This window comes from Dictyobacter formicarum, from assembly GCF_016587435.1.
This window is the reverse complement of sequence record NZ_BNJJ01000006.1, coordinates 257,346-274,280: the sequence shown is the minus strand read 5'-3', so window position 1 is coordinate 274,280 and position 16,935 is coordinate 257,346. Positions and strand designations below refer to the sequence as shown.

Here is a 16,935-nt window from a genome sequence, read left to right as displayed (position 1 = left end):
TTTTTAGCCTCTCTGCACAATAAGTTTTTTCTGTGCCAGTCGCCAGACGAAGACGACCAGTAGTGTGAGAATACTGACCCAACAGAGTTGTTTAATGAGCGCAAGCCACATCTCGTTTCCCGTAATTCTGCCAATATAAATGGAGAGTGGAAGATAACCAATACCTTGAAAAGGGAGAAAATCCGAGATCTGTTGCACTACAGGAGGAAGAAACCAGAGCGGAACAATTACGCCTGAAAGAAAGCTGATGACCATATCCATCAACCAGTTGATACCTGACAGTTCAAAGGTCCAGAATGCTGTGAAACCGATCAGACAAGAGAAAAGGAAACTGAGCAGAAAGCCCAGCAGCAGACTGATAAGATAGACTACAGCGGCTACTGGTGAAGCGGGAAGGATTAAGTTCCCAAAGAGGGCTGCGACCAGTATCGTTACGCCCGCAACCGGAATAGTAAAGGCAAGGTTGCCTACGCCCATTGCAAGGAGCGATCGTAAGTAGCCATAGGGGCGGAGCAAATCTATAATAATGTTCCCCTCGCGAATACGTTCTTGAATGCGCCAGCTGATATCATTCGCAATGATAAAGTTCTGCTGCATAATGCTGAGGGTGGCATAGGTAACGATAGCCGGCAGCGTTACACCATCAACCATGCTCTGACCGCCATAAATAGCTGACCAGAAGATATTGAGAAGATAGATACGTAGCAATGCACCGATGCACCAGATAATGGTGGCAGTACGGTAGGCAAGCATGGTCTGTATTTCGACCATTGCTAACTTAAGATAGCCCTGTAACATTTAACGTCCCTGCTCTTTACGTTGTTTATTTGTTTCTTCATACATGCCACGAATAACGTCTTCCAGCGTTGGCTCTTCGATTAAGAGATCTGTAATCTCATACCGTGTGCTCAGATTTGCAATCAATTGCTGTGGATTAATACTACGGAGAAAACGGAATTTGAGCTGTGTTCCCTCACTTTCTACTAATTCTGCGTTCTCTACCCAGGCGTCGGTATAGGTTTCAGCTGTATGTACAATCAAGGTGCGATAAGGGGCATATTCATGTTTAATCGCGTCAACCGTTCCATCATACAGCAGATGCCCTTTATCGATCAGGAGCATGCGCTGGCAGAGCCGCTCTACATCCGCCATATCGTTAGAGGCAAGCACAATGGTGATCCCGCGTCGGCGATTACTCTCACTAATAAATTGCCGTACGTGCTCTTTAGCCACCACATCCAGTCCCAGCAATGGCTCATCCAGAAAGGCAATCTCAGGATTATGGAGAAAGGCCGCCGCCAATTCGCTACGCATCCTTTGCCCGAGAGAGAGCTGTCGTACCGGTTTTTCCAGTAACTCACCCAGACCTAGAATCTCATCGAACTCAGCCAGGTTCTGCTTATAGATCTCAGTTGGAATACGATAGATAGTTTTTAGGATCTCCATCGATTCCTTCAGGGGCAGATCCCACCATAATTGTGAGCGCTGCCCAAAGACCGAACCAATCCGATAGGCCAGTTTCTGGCGCTGTTTAAACGGTATCAGTCCATCTACCTCAATGTGACCAGTTGTTGGCAGCAGTACGCCGGTAAGCATCTTAAAGGTTGTTGATTTGCCCGCGCCATTCTGACCGATATAGCCGATCAGTTCACCACGTTGAATAGTTAAATTGACATCATCAACGGCTTGTGTTGTGACATATTCCCTGGTAAAAAGGGTGCGGATTGATCCACCAATGCCAGAGTGCCTTTTAACTGTGCGATATTCTTTGGAGAGATTAGTCACAGTAATAATTGGAGGCATGTGTATTCCTTTACGATGGAAATAAAGACAATAAATTGCTCATGTGACTTGCATATAAAAATAAAGCAGGAAATCGAGATGATGCAATTATTTTAAATGCATCATTAATCTGTAATAGTAAACCATATAAATTGATGATAGTCAATCATAGTTCACATTATATGTTAAAGTGTTCATTTGGCTTTTTAAGCTACTTTAGAATGCAAAAATGAGGGGCATGCTCGTAACAAGGCCGGCTTCTCGTTTATCATGCCATTAGATGTCTGGTTTTGCTACCCGATGTGGCGCTATGTTGCTATCTCTAGTACAGTATAGGTAGATAGTTTTGTATAACTTTTTGAAGGATCTTAAAGTTATGCGTCCAGTAGAAATAGATTTAAGGTATGAGTAAGCGATATATGTATGATGCGTTAGTGGTTGGTGCTGGTCCAAATGGCCTGGCGGCAGCGGTGGCGCTTGCGCGGGCAGGACAGCACGTGCTGGTCGTAGAAGCAAAAGAGACCATTGGTGGCGGATCGCGTTCTAAGGAACTGACATTGCCGGGCTTTGTGCATGACGTATGCTCGGCCGTACATCCGCTGGGTATTGCTTCGCCGTTTTTTCAGTCCTTACCGTTGGAGCAGTTTGGTCTGGAGTGGCTACAACCTGAAATCCCCCTGGCCCATCCGCTGGATGATGGTTCGGTTATGTTATTGCAGGGTTCTGTGGATGCGACGGCCGCTACCCTTGGCGTGGATGCTCAAGCCTACCGAAATCTGATGCGCCCATATGTTGAGCATTGGCCGCTCATTGTGGATGCCTTTCTGGGTCCGTTGCGTCTAAAGCCCCTGTTACATCCCCTGGCGCTCGTCCCCTTTGGCATGGCAGCGCTTTCTTCGGCGCGGCTGTTGACGCAATCGGTGTTTAAAGGGACGCGCGCGCCCACGCTGCTGGCAGGAATCTGTGCCCATTCGATGCTGCCGCTGGAGCAAATGACCAGTGCTGCGGCTGGCATCTTGCTGGCCACCGCCGGCCATGCCGTGGGCTGGCCTGTGCCACGTGGTGGCTCTCAACGTATCGTGGATGCGTTGGCCAGCTATCTTCGCTCTCTGGGAGGTGAGATTAAGACGGGTTGCGATGTGCACCATATTGATGAGCTGCCTGCGGCCAGGGCGTATCTTTTTGATGTTACGCCGCGCCAGCTATTAGCTCTGGCCGGTGATCGCTTACCCGATAACTATAAACAACGTTTGCAGCGCTATCGCTACGGACCCGGCTCCTTTAAAATTGACCTGGCGCTAGATGGTGCTATCCCATGGAAATCTCAAGAGTGCCTGCGGGCTGGTACCGTTCATCTGGGGGGATCCTTCGCTGAGATAGCCGAGTCTGAGAGACAGGTATGGCGTGGTGTGCCTGCGGAGCGACCCTATGTACTGGTGGCCCAGCAAAGCCTGGTCGACGCGAGTCGCGCTCCACAGGGCAAACACACTGTCTGGGCCTATTGTCATGTTCCCAATGGCTCAACTTTCGATATGACTGAGCGCATTGAGGCGCAGATAGAGCGTTTTGCGCCGGGCTTTCGTGAGCGTATACTGGCCCGCTATGTGGCGGACCCGGCCGCACTGGAGCGCTATAATCCCAACTATATTGGGGGAGATATTAATGGTGGCGTGCAGGATATTTGGCAACTGTTTACGCGCCCGACCCTACGCCTTGATCCCTATACAACTCCTGCCTCTGACATCTTTATCTGTTCCTCATCTACGCCTCCCGGGGGGGCGTACATGGTATGTGTGGGTACTTTGCGGCTCGAGCTGCTTTGAAAAAGAGACTAATGGTCGAGTATAAATAATAGATAGGCTACATATACTACTGGGGCTAGCAGTAGCAGCAACTATTTATTTTACGGCCAGCTGATTTTACTGTATACTCCATTTAGGGTCCCATTTACTATAAGTAAACACCTGGTGGAGACCGGGGCACAACAATATAAAAGGGAGACAACAGACACAATGGATGCTAATGCGCTGGCAGCGGCGAATTTTGAACTGCTAAAGGCAAATCCTTATCCGGGAAGGGGCCTGGTAATTGGCCGCTCTTCCGTAGAAGATGCCTGGTTGATGATTTATTGGATTATGGGGCGGAGCGCTTCGAGCCGCAATCGCAAATTTGTGGCTGTGGGCAATAAGCTGCGCACCGAGCCGATTGATACGCGTCAGATGGATAATCCTGAGTTATTGATCTATGATGCTATGCTTGAGCTTCCCGGCATCTATCTGGTGAGCAATGGTGACCAGACGCGGACCATTTATGGTGCACTGCTGGCTGGTAGCTCGTTTGATGCGGCACTCGAAAAGAGAGAGCGTGAGCCTGATGCTCCTCACTATACACCTCGCATCAGTGGTATGTTAGACCTGCAGACCTTTCCTGGCACGGTGACGTTAAGTATATTGAAAGCCAGCCAGGCCAATCCCGCCAATACCGATCGCTTTACCTATCATCCTGGGAAATTGCCTCGTGGGTTTGGTATGGGGTTGACCACCTATCGTGGAGATGGCAATCCATTGCCAAGCTTTAGCGGCGATCCATTGTTGTTGCCGTGTGCTGGCAAGGCCGAGGCAGTGCTGGATACCTATTGGAATGCCTTAAACGCGGATAATCGCGTCGCCATCGCGGTCAAGCAGATTTCTGTCCAGGAAGGAACCAGTCGCCTGCTGGTGCGCAATCGTTTTACTGCCTAGTAGGAGAAAGAAAATCTTCCAGTTTTAAGTCCGTACCCTGTGAGGTGGGGATGTAAGGAGCTGAGGGTGTGAGGCCGCAGCCTTCGACTCTCAGCTCCTGAGATACAAAAAAACCTTATTTTTTGGCTAACTGCAGTGCCAGTTCAGCCAATGTGCGCACACCTACGCCAGTGCCACCTTTTTCTTGATAAGCTTTCGCGCTATCAACATAGCTGGTGCCGGCGATATCGAGGTGAGCCCATTTGGCTGTGCCAACGAAATGCTCCAGGATTTTTGCAGCTGTGACTGCGCCCGCCTCGCGACCACCGGTCTGTTTGATGTCCGCGATCTCGCTTTTAATTGACTCGCCATATTCCTCGTCTAGAGGCATCGGCCAGTATTTTTCGCCGGCGGCGCGGCCAGCTGCGATGATGGATTGGGTCAGCTGGTCATCATTGCTGAAGAACCCGGTCATGGTATGTCCCAGGGCTACCACCATAGCGCCGGTCAGCGTTGCCAGATCGAGAATGGGGGATAAACCTTCCTGGGCTGCCAGGGAGAGGGCATCGGCCAGAATCAGGCGGCCTTCTGCATCGGTGTTGACGATTTCAATGGTCTTACCATTCATGATGCGCACAATATCGCCTGGCACGTATGAGCTGCCGCTGGGCATGTTGTCGCAGGTTGGCACCAGGGCTGTGACATTGATGGCGGGCTTGAGACGGCCAATGGCTTGCATCGCGCCCAGAACAGCGGCGGCACCACCCATGTCGCCTTTCATGGCGTCCATATTGGCGCTTGGTTTGAGGGAGATACCACCGGTATCAAATGTGATACCCTTGCCCACCAGTGCCATGCCTTTGTCGTTAGCAGAGCCACCACGATAGCGCAGAATGATGAAGCGCGGTGGATTGGCGCTACCTTTGGAAACCGCCAGCAGACCACCCATCTCCAGCTCCTGGATCTTTTCTTTTTCAAAGATCTCGCATTCCAGACCAACTTCTTTTGCCATGGCGCTGGCTCGGTTGGCCAGCTCAACTGGTGTCAGAACACAGGGAGGCTCATTGATCAGGCTGCGGGCAAAGTTTGTGGCCTCAGCCAGGACCTGTGCCTGGTGGAGCGCCTGCTCGAACTCAGCTTTTTGTCCTTTGGACGCTGCAAGGATGACCTGGTTGACGCTATTAGTGTTCTCTTTGCTCTGGTAGGCACGGAACGTATATAGCCCTAACAGAACGCCTTCGATGGCGGCCTGAGCCTCCTCTTCGACGCTAATGTTGTTGGTTGCCAGCCCCCCGGCTACCGCAATCTTCTGCGCACCCGTTTTTTGCAAATGGCGAGCAGCAATGGCGGTGGCCTTGCGTACCGACTGATTATCAATCTTGTCTAGCAACCCCAGACCCACTACTACAACCCGTTTGGCAGCAAACTTGTCGCCGGGATGCAAGGTGAGTAACTCTCCGACTGCACCCTTAAATTCTCCATCTGCGCTACGCTCGGCAATGAGCCCTGCGAGGACTGTATCGGCTGCGGCCGCCGACGCCGATAACTCTATACCCGAGTCAGACGTTTGGCGCGCCGCAGTGACAATCAAGGCATCACAAGCAATTTTCGTTATTTCTTGTGTTGTCAGATTGATATCCATGCGTAAATTCTCCTTCGGACATGCTATAGCAGTTGATATTGCGATACCATACCAGTTTTTAGCATGAAAATATACTCATCGATCAGGTTGCCGACAGGGGTTGCTCTGGCTGACGAGCGCGGCTAAGCCTGATCGATTAGCAATACTGTATGTGATCCCTCTTCAGTATGGCACATCGTTCAGCGAGAGAACAAGTCCGCTTTAGGCGGATTGATGGAGTAGACGCTCAACCACTTCCAGAAGCTGACGTGGTTTAAACGGTTTGGTGAGATATTCTGTGCAGCCGATTTGTTTAGCAGCTTCACCTTCATCGTTGAGAGCGAACGCCGTTACCGCTACAATAGGCACATTTTGCATGCCAGGACGAGCGCGGATGAGTTGTGTGGTTTGATAGCCGTCCAGTACAGGCATTGAGAGATCGGTTAATACCAGGTCGACGCGCTCCCGATCTAACATTTCTAATGCGTCTCGTCCGTTGGAGGCTGAGATACAGCGATAGCCGCGTGTGGATAAGACACGCTCAATCAAGAGTCGATTGGACACCTCGTTTTCAATTACCATAATGGTTGGCTGATGTATATTATGCGTTGATGTATTATTCATAGTTTCTCTCATGTGATTTTCACTTCAAGCGGGTCCGCAACTGGCAATGTGAACGAAAATGTAGACCCTTCTCCTGGTACACTTTCCACCGCGATTTCACCGCCTTGCAATTCAATGAGTTTTTTCGCGATAGTGAGGCCAAGCCCTGTACCACCGAAACGCCTGGTTGTGCTGCCATCGGCCTGGCGAAATGCTTCAAAGATGTAGCCCAGAACTGCGGGCGAAATACCGATCCCGGTGTCTGTTACCGCGATTTGCATCATACCCTGCTGTTTCAAGTGGTGGCAGTGAATGGTTACGCCCCCTTTTTCAGTAAATTTGATGGCATTTGAAACCAGATTAATGACCACCTGGCGCAAGCGATGCTCATCGGCCGCAACCTGCGGTAAGCCGTTGTCGATTTCCAGACGTAGATAGAGCTCTTTATTGTTGGCCAGTGGCTTCAATTGTTCAACCACCTCGGACAGGCTGGTTGCTAGCTCAAGTGGTTCAGATTTTATCTCGATACGGTCGGCTTCGATTTTTGAGAGATCCAGCATATCGTCGACCAGGTGCGAGAGATCCTCGGCTCGGTTTACCATAAATTGGATGTGTTGTTCCTGTTCCGTTGTGAGCGACCCATCCACAAATCCTTCCAGGATGAGTGCGCCATAGCTTATGATACTATGCAGTGGCGTGCGTAGCTCATGGGTTACATTGGCCAGAAACTGAGATTTCAAATGGTTAGCGCGTTCAAGGGCTGCATTCTTATCCTTGACTTCTGCAAATAAGAGCGCATTTTCAATGGCCATCGATGTTTGCAATGCGGCTGTACTGAGTAAGAAGGTATCGCGATTGCTGATCGGGTGTGACTCTTCAGTATAAAGTATAAATGCACCAATTGCCTGGTCCTGCAAGAGCAGCGGTACCGCAATGGCAGAGCAATAGCCGGCTTCTAATGCCAGACGGGCCCAGTGCTCCTGTTTTTTCTGATAAATAGTAGTGATGTCTTCGCCGTAGACGATCTTTTGCCGATGTATCGCCATGCGCGCCAACGTCATATCCAGTTCACGCAGGGCGTGATTGGGGATGCGCGACTGTTTGATGGTGCTCTCTGTAACTGGCGCGCTGGCGCGGATGGCGGCGCGTTTCGCGCTGGGTGTCAGCGAATGTGGATTAGGGATGGCAGCCATTTTGCTGGTCACGGCCATGGTGATATCGTTATTTGGATCAGTATAAACTGTGACCGTGTTTTTGGGGACTGACGCCTCCAGTTGCGGTGGCTTCTCAGGCGTCTCCGACCACTGCGCTACCGCCCAGGGTGCGATACTTTCGCGTCCATAGAGCAGCAATGCCACGTGCTTTACCTGCATGATATGACCCATGCGCGATACAAACTCGTTCAGCAGTTGCTCCAGGTTTAATGTGGACATCAGGGCGTCACTCATTACCAGCAGGTTATGCGTCTGGTCGATCAAGGCCTGGCTCTCATTGTAGAGCGATTCGTTTAATAGCTGATAAGAATGGGCCAGCATTGACAGTTCGTTGGCACTCGGCAACTCCATCTGCACACCCGTGTTCTGGGCTACCAGAATCTGGGCATGAGTCTGCAGGCGGCGGAGCGGTCGGATTAGTAAGACACTGGTAAAAAAGGAGAAGAGAATGATGCCCAGTGAAAATACAACCAGACCTGTACCCACGATCAATAGCGCTGACCGCCTGGGATGGATGTTGAGGTTATAGAGTGGCTCAATTGTGGTCAGTGTCAGGTCGGGCGTACCGGCTACCTGTTGGGCCAGGTGCATGCTGTGACCCTGTACCAGGTATGACCGGTTACTCTTCACTATCCGTGGCTCTTCGCTCTGGCAAAGTTCTTGCTGCGATATATTTTGCAGCGTGGTAGCCTGTAGCAGATCTAATTCGGTCGCACCCATAAACTGGTTCTGCACACAGGTTAATAGTTTGGTATCGGCCTGCTGGCTGAGATCTTGCATAAACTGACTATTGATGGCCTGCGCGGCCACCATGACTCCTCCGGGATATGTCGGTGTAGGAAGAGCTAATAAAAGCAGCCACTGTGGTCTGGATGCTGTAGTGGGAGAGGCCTGGGCCAGCGGCTGGAGCAGTAGTATTGTTTGTCCCTGGCTGGCCCCTATCATACGTTGTTGTTGCGCGCTGGTCAATGGAAGTGCGGCGGGAGTTAGTTCATGACCATTCTTATCAAAAATATCTAGCGAATACAGAGAATTACTGGTCGCGTATTGATCAAGCAGGGTACGGACAGCGCTACTGCCGTTCGCTGCTGAAGAGCGTGCGAGCGTTGCAGTAAATTGTTTATCCTGTGTTATCTTATTGACAGTTTGTATGAAAGACCTGGTATGTTCCTGATAGGCGACCTGTATATGAGAAAGATGTGATTGTGCGTCTCTCCTGGCTTGATATTCTGAATAGAACCTGAACATACCCCAGGAAACGATTGAAAAGAGGAGCATACAAAGCAAAAGAGTCAACGTTGCAACTATTATCAGTTTTCCACCCAGTGATCGTACTGTGAATTGCATGTGACCCTTCCTACCCATGGTAAAAGCAAGGGGAGGACGGGGTGCCAGCTCGTCTTCCCCTTACAACGCGTCTGCTTCTGGCGCGACGCGAAACTCCAGGAGGTGCGCGTGCGAACCCCATGGGGAAAAGGTTGCACGTAAATCTTAGATGTCCGCTACAAGCTGCTCGTCGAGGTGGGTCTGCTTGCCTACGCACATCCCGCCATCCATCCTAAGCCTATGTATTATAACGTATAATCTTATTCAAAGTAAACAGGTTTAAAGCCACTTTGCGGATTCTTTACGATTACTTTATGTATTACATTGGACATTTTTTCTTGCTTTAATTTCAGTATCTAAGAACTGTACATTATATACATTTTATCATTTTTTCTATGGTTATAAAAAGCACCTGGAGTAAATAATCCAGGTATTTTTTGCGTATATGCTATCTGGTTGAGATAAATGCAATTTATGTGGCAAAGATTATAATTTCAATCAACTGGTAAATGGGTGATTTGGCGATGGGAGGATTTGAACTACATAAGAAGTGGTGTATGTTCACTGAGTACTTTTTGATATTGCTGACAATGTTAGACATTCGTTGCTTTTATATGTTATATTACCTTTTGTTGAAATAACTACCTTTATAGATTTATGGAGTAAAAATGCAGAAAGCTGAAAAAATTCTTCGTATCGAGAAAGATATTGTATGGCTACCTAAACCAAATGAAGGTTGGCTTGTCCTTTCCTCTCATCTCCCTCCAAGTGAGGCGATATCGACAGCTTTTGCCTTAGCTTTTTCCGGCGATCGTCTCCTGCTGACGAACTTGATTGATCGTGGATGGGACATTCCTGGAGGTCATGTTGAGCCTGGTGAACTTGCTGAAGAGGCTGCTCGCCGAGAAGTGTATGAAGAAACAGGGGCAACATTAGGGCCGTTGCACCTGCTTGGGTATCAACGTTTACGGCACCTTTGTCCTAAACCTGAAGGATATCGTTACCCCTACCCTGATAGTTATCAGATATTTTATTGGTCCCAAGTAGTGTCGATGGATGAGTTTGTTCCAACAGAGGAATCACAAGGATGTGCTCTTTTTGCCCCATCAGAAGCTTTAAAGGTCTCGTGGGTAAAATTACACCATGAGTTTTATGAAGCTGCCTTAGCCGCAGCTACTCATTAATATTGCAGCGATACCTAGTACGGGTCCGATCAGCTGGTAGCTGGTTACTTTTTCGTGATAAATCAGTACAGCAACTATGACCGCTCCAATTGCTGAGAGAACAGAAACAAGAACTGCGCCTTTGCCTAAATGCCTCCACGTAAATTCTGCGGAGATAGGGTAGAATGCAATCGACATCTTGTACATTGACACCCTCTCTAGATAGTCCCTTTCCCCTTTCTCTCTGCGACCTCTATAGTATGCGTGCAACTGGAACACTCACCACGACGCGCTGGCCTGCGCGTTCCAGTTGCAGAACGTGTTCTTGGCCAGGAACACCACGCAAGGCATCGACAACACGGGCGAGAGAGACCACGCATACTTTGCTTATCAACCCTCACAAGTGTGTCATACCTGTATATGAGTTCGGCAAACTCTGGGTCATTCCCCGTTGTCGGTACACCTAAAACAAGGTAAGAGCCGTCCATTTGCGGTTCAAGGGTAAGGGCGGTCAGATCCATGTCATGTTATCAGCCCCTTTTTGTTGAGGATCGGGAAATATGGTAGTAGCCCTTTTTAGCTAAGAGCGTTTTTGCCAGCTGTAATGAACAAAGAATAGCCGGATACCATAGGTTAGAAGGACAAGGATCAAAATGAGGGTTAGTTGCAGACCAAAGGTGTTGCGCCTGGGATAGTGGTTGAGCAGCGGTTGAGAAGGCTGGGGGAAGGAGGATGATTTTGAGAGCGTTTGTGTGTTATCTATTGTTTGTTGTTTAGGAAAAAAATTCCGTATCGGCAAGAACAATGGAGTATAATGTAGCGAATGGCTATGCGCATCAGGAGACTTTTGCTGACCGTCGCTGATGAATGGACCAGTTGTAGCCAGTATCCTGTTACGCAGATCAGGCGTAGGAGTGACCCGTGGTAGTTGGGCCAGCAGGGCATCAAAACGGCGATAATCAGCCAGGATGCCAGCACATTGTGGACAAGAAGGCAGATGGGCGCTCACCCTCTGGCGCTCATCTGCTGTGAGCTGATCGTCAAGGTAAGCACTGAGCAAATCCCTGACCTGCTCACAGTTCATTTAGTGCCTCCTCCTTGTTCCAGGGACCGATAATGCTCTCGAAACGACTGACGTGCACGCGAAAGATACATTTTGACGCCGCTCTCAGCAATGTTCAGGGTATGGGCAATTTCGCTATAGGAGAAACCCTCCTGAGTATATAATAACAGTGCTGCCCTATACTGCTGAGGCATGCGGCGCAGTGCTGCACGAACCATTTCAGTGGTGCCATATATCTCTTGTGGATCTGCACTCTCAACGTCCGCTGGTTCGTGGTCGAGATCTTGCCAGGGTAACCAGGCAATCAGCTTGCGACGACGTAAGGCATCATATGCTGTATTAGTAGCAATACGATAAAGCCAGGCCGACAATTTTAAGTTCGCATCCATTTTTGGCAGAGCACGAAAAGCCTTCAGAAAGGTATCCTGTGTCAGGTCATCGGCCTGCTCACGATCCCCTACCAAATGATAGACATAGTTGTAAATAGGTGTTTTGTATTCGTCGTAAATTTGTTCAAAAGACCAGGAGTTTTCCTTGGCTTCCACCCGGACCATGCGCTACAATCCCTTCGATAGCTACTGTGTTCTCTTGTCCGTTCCATGCAAGAGGATTAGTAGCGATCTCCAGGCCATATAGTATGGTGGGCAGGCACTTCACACGAGCGAGTGCACCCCTGGCGCGACGGAAACGCTTTTTCCTTCTGTCTAGTGGAACGGACAACTAACGCTATCAGTAACATGATAAAGTAGTCATGCATACTTGCTGTTGAGTGTTGTATCGTTTATCATGGTAGCATACTCTGGAGGATTTACCGCAATCATTCACTTATGGGTTAGTACTATTGGGTGCATAAAGCGCGGTTTGCGTTACCCCTTCGTTACATATCGGGGGATTATGCCCAAAACGTCTTACCATCCAACGAGTGCATGGTAAGATTTAGAGGAGCTCCAATCCCATGAATGACAATTTGTTTCATTCGCAGGTGCGGACAGTGTGGTGGGAGGAAGATCCACCTGATCGTGTGCAGGTTGGCATACTGGATCAATCTCTTTTACCGCAACAGATTGTTACTCTGCACCTTCAGCATGAACAGCAGGTGGCCGAAGCGATCGCCAGTTTGAGAGTAAGAGGTGCACCGGCTATTGGCGTCACGGCCGCCTTTGGCATTGCTCTGGCCGCCGCGCGACTGTTGGCTGAGCGTCAGGCAAGCCAGCAAGAGCTCACACTAGCTGAGCTTAATGAGCACGTGTATGAGGTTGCCCAACTCCTATGCCGTACTCGACCCACGGCAGTGAATTTATTCTGGGCAACCGAGCGTATGCAGCGTGTCTGCTTAGAGGCCCGGTCGACCCGGCAACTAGTGACCCTATTGAAAGAAGAGGCGCAAGCAATTGCCGCTGAAGATGCACAGGCTTGCTGGCAGATGGGCGTCTATGGGGCCGAATTGATTGCTGATGGCGATACATTATTGACACATTGTAATGCTGGTGCCCTGGCCACAACAGGCATCGGGACCGCGCTGGCCCCGATATATGTGGCGGCACGCAGCGGCAAGCACCTGCATGTCCTGGTTGATGAAACGCGTCCTATCCTTCAGGGAGCACGCTTGACGGCGTGGGAGTTGCAGCAAGAAGGCGTTCCGCTGACGCTGATTACTGATAACATGGCGGGCCATTTTATGCGCCAGGGCGATATTCGCGCTATTTTTGTGGGAGCCGACCGCATCACTGCTAACGGCGATGTCGCTAACAAAATTGGCACCTATAGCCTGGCTGTACTGGCCCATGCTCACCAGATTCCGCTGTATGTGGTGGCTCCTTGCTCTACGATTGACCTCTCACTCCCCTCAGGAGATCAGATTCCCATAGAGCAACGGAGGTCTGAGGAAGTAACGACATTGTATGGGACCCCGATCGCTCCCGCTGGTGTCACGGTGGCTAACCCCGCTTTTGATGTCACGCCTCATCCCTATATAGCTGCTATTATTACAGAAAAAGGGATCGTGCGACCTCCGTATCGTGAAAATCTGAGGGGGATGAATACGGAACACTAGCTTTTACGGAAGGTAAAATTAGGAATGGATACAGATGTCGTGCAAGCTGCAGCCCAATACGCAGAAGGAGTTATGGGTGGCGAAGGCTTTCGCTATGTGAGCGCTGTGGTCGCGAATTGCAAATTGCTGGCTCTTGAATTAGAGGCGCAGGAAGACCAGGCCGTTGCCATCGATACTGATGCATTGATTATTGCTGGCTATCTTCATGACATTTCAACTGTGACCCATGGTTTCCTGGATCACCAGGTTAAATCAGCTGAGATGGCAGTTGAGTTTCTGCGCAAGCTTGATGCACCTGAAGAGCAGGTGCAACGCGTAGAGCAGGCTATTTTGACTCATACCACGGTAGTTGCACCTGATCAACGCACTGAAACGGTGACTGAGGGTCATATTCTCTATGATGCGGATAAACTGGGCCGCTTAAGTGGATTGGCCGTGGTTACTTCACTCATCGAGTTCGGGGCTCGCTATCCAAACCGAGCGGTCACCGGTGAGGTGCTGGCTGCGATTTTGCGCCATGTCGAAGAGCGTTTTATTGAGCTGTACCAATCATTAAATACCACCCCGGCCCGTAACATGGCCCGAAACAAATTCAACAATACACTGGCTTTTCTGGATGGTGTTATTGAGCATTTAAGCGATGCCACCCCGATTTAAGCCATTCCATTCATCTGGATGAGCGGAGCTAGCCGCGTCCAGACGGCGTTGCCAAATGCTTTTTACAGCACCTCGGAAAATTAGTGCCATTTAATGAAACTTTTTGAGAGAAAAATCTCTCTCATTGTACAAGACAATTTTTATGGAGGCGAATCTTGCCTATTCTTGTTGTGGGCTCAGTGGCCCTGGATACAGTAGAAACTCCTTTTACCAGGATGGACAGTGTCCTGGGAGGAGCAGCATCCTATTTCGCTACTGCCGCATCTATTTATGATCAGGTAAATCTGGTGGGGATTGTAGGGAGTGACTTTCCTCGTGAGCATCTTGACTTCTGGCGTAACCGCTCGGTTAACCTCGATGGTCTCCAGATTCAGGAAGGTAAGACTTTCCACTGGCATGGGCGCTATCACATGGATATGAATGCTCGTGATACCCTCGATACCCAACTAGGGGTCTTTGGAGATTTCCATCCAGTCGTGCCAGAGGCTTATACACAGAGCCCACTGGTTTTCCTGGCCAATATTCAGCCGGAACTGCAAATGGAGGTGCTTCAGCAGATGCCCAATGCCCAGTTCACTGTTCTGGATACCATGGAACTGTGGATCAATACCTCGCGTGATAAGTTGACCGAGGTAATCAAGCAGGTAGATGTGCTCTTGATGAGCGAGGAAGAGGTTCGGCAATATACTAATCAGTCCAGTATTTTGTCGGGCGTGCGGCACTTCTTTACACAGGGTTTAAAATATGTGGTAGTAAAACTGGGCAGCTATGGAGCCTTGCTTTTTGGTGCCGACGGCACTTATTTTAGCGCACCTTCATATCCGCTGGAAGAAGTAGTTGATCCAACCGGCGCCGGAGACTCTTTTGCGGGAGGCTTCCTTGGCTACCTCTCAACCGTTCAGACGGATGCTTCCGGGCGCTTCTCTGTCGACGACCTGAAGCGCGCGGTCGTGCATGGGAATATTATCGGCTCTTTCGCCTGTGCAGATTTCGGCATTGGTGGTTTAACCACTTTATCTCTGGATGACATTGCGCAGCGCTATAGTGAGCTGGTTCGCTACTCTCATTTTGATCCAACCTGGACTCCTGACGGAGCTCACTAGTTATTTGTTGGCATCACTATGATGCATTACCATATATTTTTTCATGTCGCAGCAGCTTTTTGTAAGCAATAGTTGCGTTTTGAGAAATGTTGTAGAATAATTTAGAACGTTCCCACCAGAACGTTTTCCATTGCTATTACAATCGTACGTCAGTACGGAAGGAATGTTATAAAATACATGACTACTTCAACACGTGGAGATGTAAAAGATCTCTCTCTGGCTCCTCGCGGTAAAGACCGTATTGAGTGGGCCGCTAAGGATATGCCTGTACTGCGCCTCATTCGTGAGCGCTTTGCTAAGGAGCAGCCACTCAAAGGTGTGCGTATGTCGGGCTGTTTGCATATCACAACTGAGACCGCTAACCTGGCCATCACCTTGAAAGCCGGTGGTGCTGACCTGGTGTTGTGCGCCTCGAATCCTCTTTCTACCCAGGATGACGTGGCCGCTGCCCTGGTGAGCGAGTATGGTATTCCTACCTATGCCATCAAAGGTGAGGATGAGAAAACCTACTACAGCCATATTAATTCTGTGCTCGACCACAATCCTCAGATGACGATGGATGATGGGTGTGACCTGGTTTCAACTCTGCACACCACACGTACAGATTTGATTCCCGCCATCATTGGTGGCATGGAAGAGACCACCACCGGCGTGATCCGCCTGCACAGCATGGAGAAGCAAGGCGTCCTGCGCTTCCCTGTCCTGGCTGTGAATGATTCTGATACCAAGCATTTATTTGATAATCGCTATGGAACAGGTCAGAGCACATTGGATGCGATTATTCGCTCAACCAATGTTCTGCTCGCTGGCCGTACTATTGTGGTCTTTGGCTATGGCTGGTGTGGCCGTGGCGTTGCTTCACGTGCCCATGGTCATGGCGCTAACGTGATCGTCTGTGAAGTCGATCCAACCCGCGCCTTAGAGGCCGTCATGGATGGCTATCGCGTCATGCCTGGTATAGAAGCTGCCGCTCTGGGTGATGTCTTCATTACCGTTACCGGCGACATCAACGTGATCGACCAGGCTCATATGGAAAAAATGAAAGACGGCGTCTTGATTGCCAATTCCGGCCACTTCAATGACGAGATCAACATCCCGGCTCTGGAGAAGCTGGCCACGAGCAAACGGCGTGTCCGCGACTTTGTCGACGAGTACACTTATGCCGATGGTCGCCGCGTGCACCTGCTGGCTGAGGGTCGCCTGGTCAACTTGTCTGCCGCCGAAGGCCATCCTGCTAGCGTGATGGATATGAGCTTCGCCAACCAGGCATTGGGCTCAGAGTTCATGCTCAATCATGCCAAAGAGCTGAAGCCCCAGGTATACACCTTGCCACAGGAGCTCGACAAAGAGATCGCTCGTCTCAAACTGCATGCCATGGGCATCAAATTTGACACGCTGACGGATGAGCAAGAGAAGTACCTCAACTCATGGGAGTCTGGCACCTAAGCCGTATTTCCTGTGGTCATGGATAGCAAGTTAGCGTGACACTATATTGCCAGCTTGCTATCCTTCGCTTCTCTTTCTCATTACGCCAATGATACCTATCCATGCATACGTGCATGCTCATAGCGAATTGGTAGCGTTATATTGTCACATGTCGCGTTTGTCGTTGTTTATTTGTGATCACATT

The 16,935-nt window shown here is 49.8% G+C and carries 14 protein-coding genes and 1 pseudogene; 7 read left to right on the top strand and 8 right to left on the bottom strand.

Annotation, left to right across the window (positions count from 1 at the left end; translation table 11 throughout):
- Positions 1 to 3 precede the first annotated feature (3 nt).
- Both JMI88_RS12695 and JMI88_RS12690 read right to left on the bottom strand, forming a co-directional pair.
- Positions 4 to 798 (bottom strand): ABC transporter permease, encoded by a 795-nt coding sequence (locus JMI88_RS12695; protein WP_201362202.1) that lies wholly within the window; start codon positions 796 to 798, stop codon positions 4 to 6.
- Entirely contained in the window at positions 799 to 1,803 is a 1,005-nt protein-coding gene (locus tag JMI88_RS12690; RefSeq protein WP_201362201.1) for an ABC transporter ATP-binding protein, read from the bottom strand.
- Between the two features lie 398 nt (positions 1,804 to 2,201).
- On the opposite strand from JMI88_RS12690, the pseudogene JMI88_RS12685 reads away from it, so the two are divergent.
- Together JMI88_RS12685 and JMI88_RS12680 are read left to right on the top strand one after the other, a co-directional pair.
- Positions 2,202 to 3,634 (top strand): annotated as a pseudogene (locus JMI88_RS12685) (phytoene desaturase family protein).
- A gap of 160 nt (positions 3,635 to 3,794) precedes the next feature.
- Positions 3,795 to 4,523, top strand: a complete 729-nt coding sequence (locus JMI88_RS12680) for an IMP cyclohydrolase (RefSeq protein ID WP_201362199.1) — start codon at positions 3,795 to 3,797, stop codon at positions 4,521 to 4,523.
- A gap of 115 nt (positions 4,524 to 4,638) precedes the next feature.
- On the opposite strand, the gene JMI88_RS12675 is transcribed toward JMI88_RS12680, so the two are convergent.
- The 3 genes from JMI88_RS12675 to JMI88_RS12665 form a co-directional block, all read right to left on the bottom strand.
- Positions 4,639 to 6,144 (bottom strand): leucyl aminopeptidase, encoded by a 1,506-nt coding sequence (locus JMI88_RS12675; RefSeq protein ID WP_201362198.1) that lies wholly within the window; start codon positions 6,142 to 6,144, stop codon positions 4,639 to 4,641.
- Positions 6,145 to 6,345: 201 nt separating this feature from the next.
- On the bottom strand, positions 6,346 to 6,747 hold the full coding sequence (locus JMI88_RS12670) for a response regulator (RefSeq protein WP_201362197.1): 402 nt from the start codon (positions 6,745 to 6,747) through the stop codon (positions 6,346 to 6,348).
- 8 nt (positions 6,748 to 6,755) lie between these two features.
- Positions 6,756 to 9,287 carry a sensor histidine kinase gene (locus tag JMI88_RS12665; RefSeq protein WP_201362196.1) on the bottom strand — a complete coding sequence of 844 codons (2,532 nt, stop codon included), beginning with the start codon at positions 9,285 to 9,287 and terminating at the stop codon, positions 6,756 to 6,758.
- A 647-nt stretch (positions 9,288 to 9,934) separates the two neighbouring features.
- On the opposite strand from JMI88_RS12665, the gene JMI88_RS12660 reads away from it, so the two are divergent.
- Positions 9,935 to 10,450 carry an NUDIX hydrolase gene (locus JMI88_RS12660; protein ID WP_201362195.1) on the top strand — a complete coding sequence of 172 codons (516 nt, stop codon included), beginning with the start codon at positions 9,935 to 9,937 and terminating at the stop codon, positions 10,448 to 10,450.
- A gap of 232 nt (positions 10,451 to 10,682) precedes the next feature.
- On the opposite strand, the gene JMI88_RS40100 is transcribed toward JMI88_RS12660, so the two are convergent.
- From JMI88_RS40100 to JMI88_RS12650, 3 genes are all read right to left on the bottom strand, one after another.
- On the bottom strand, positions 10,683 to 10,805 hold the full coding sequence (locus tag JMI88_RS40100) for a hypothetical protein (protein WP_268905992.1): 123 nt from the start codon (positions 10,803 to 10,805) through the stop codon (positions 10,683 to 10,685).
- A 204-nt stretch (positions 10,806 to 11,009) separates the two neighbouring features.
- The gene (locus tag JMI88_RS12655) at positions 11,010 to 11,513 is read right to left on the bottom strand and encodes an anti-sigma factor family protein (RefSeq protein WP_201362194.1); all 504 of its coding nucleotides are present in this window, start codon (positions 11,511 to 11,513) and stop codon (positions 11,010 to 11,012) included.
- A complete protein-coding gene (locus JMI88_RS12650; protein WP_201362193.1) occupies positions 11,510 to 12,046 on the bottom strand; it encodes an RNA polymerase sigma factor in 537 nt (178 codons plus the stop codon). The genes JMI88_RS12655 and JMI88_RS12650 overlap by 4 nt, the downstream gene beginning before the upstream one ends.
- Positions 12,047 to 12,447: 401 nt before the next feature.
- On the opposite strand from JMI88_RS12650, the gene mtnA reads away from it, so the two are divergent.
- From mtnA to JMI88_RS12630, 4 genes are all read left to right on the top strand, one after another.
- Positions 12,448 to 13,545: an S-methyl-5-thioribose-1-phosphate isomerase gene (gene mtnA / locus JMI88_RS12645; protein ID WP_201362192.1), complete on the top strand. Its 1,098-nt coding sequence runs from the start codon at positions 12,448 to 12,450 to the stop codon at positions 13,543 to 13,545.
- Positions 13,546 to 13,569: 24 nt separating this feature from the next.
- Complete coding sequence (locus JMI88_RS12640; RefSeq protein ID WP_201362191.1) at positions 13,570 to 14,202, top strand: HD domain-containing protein; 633 nt, start codon at positions 13,570 to 13,572, stop codon at positions 14,200 to 14,202.
- Between the two features lie 155 nt (positions 14,203 to 14,357).
- Complete coding sequence (locus tag JMI88_RS12635; protein ID WP_201362190.1) at positions 14,358 to 15,305, top strand: PfkB family carbohydrate kinase; 948 nt, start codon at positions 14,358 to 14,360, stop codon at positions 15,303 to 15,305.
- Between the two features lie 177 nt (positions 15,306 to 15,482).
- Positions 15,483 to 16,751, top strand: coding sequence for an adenosylhomocysteinase (locus JMI88_RS12630; RefSeq protein WP_201362189.1), 1,269 nt, complete (start codon positions 15,483 to 15,485; stop codon positions 16,749 to 16,751).
- Positions 16,752 to 16,935 lie beyond the last annotated feature (184 nt).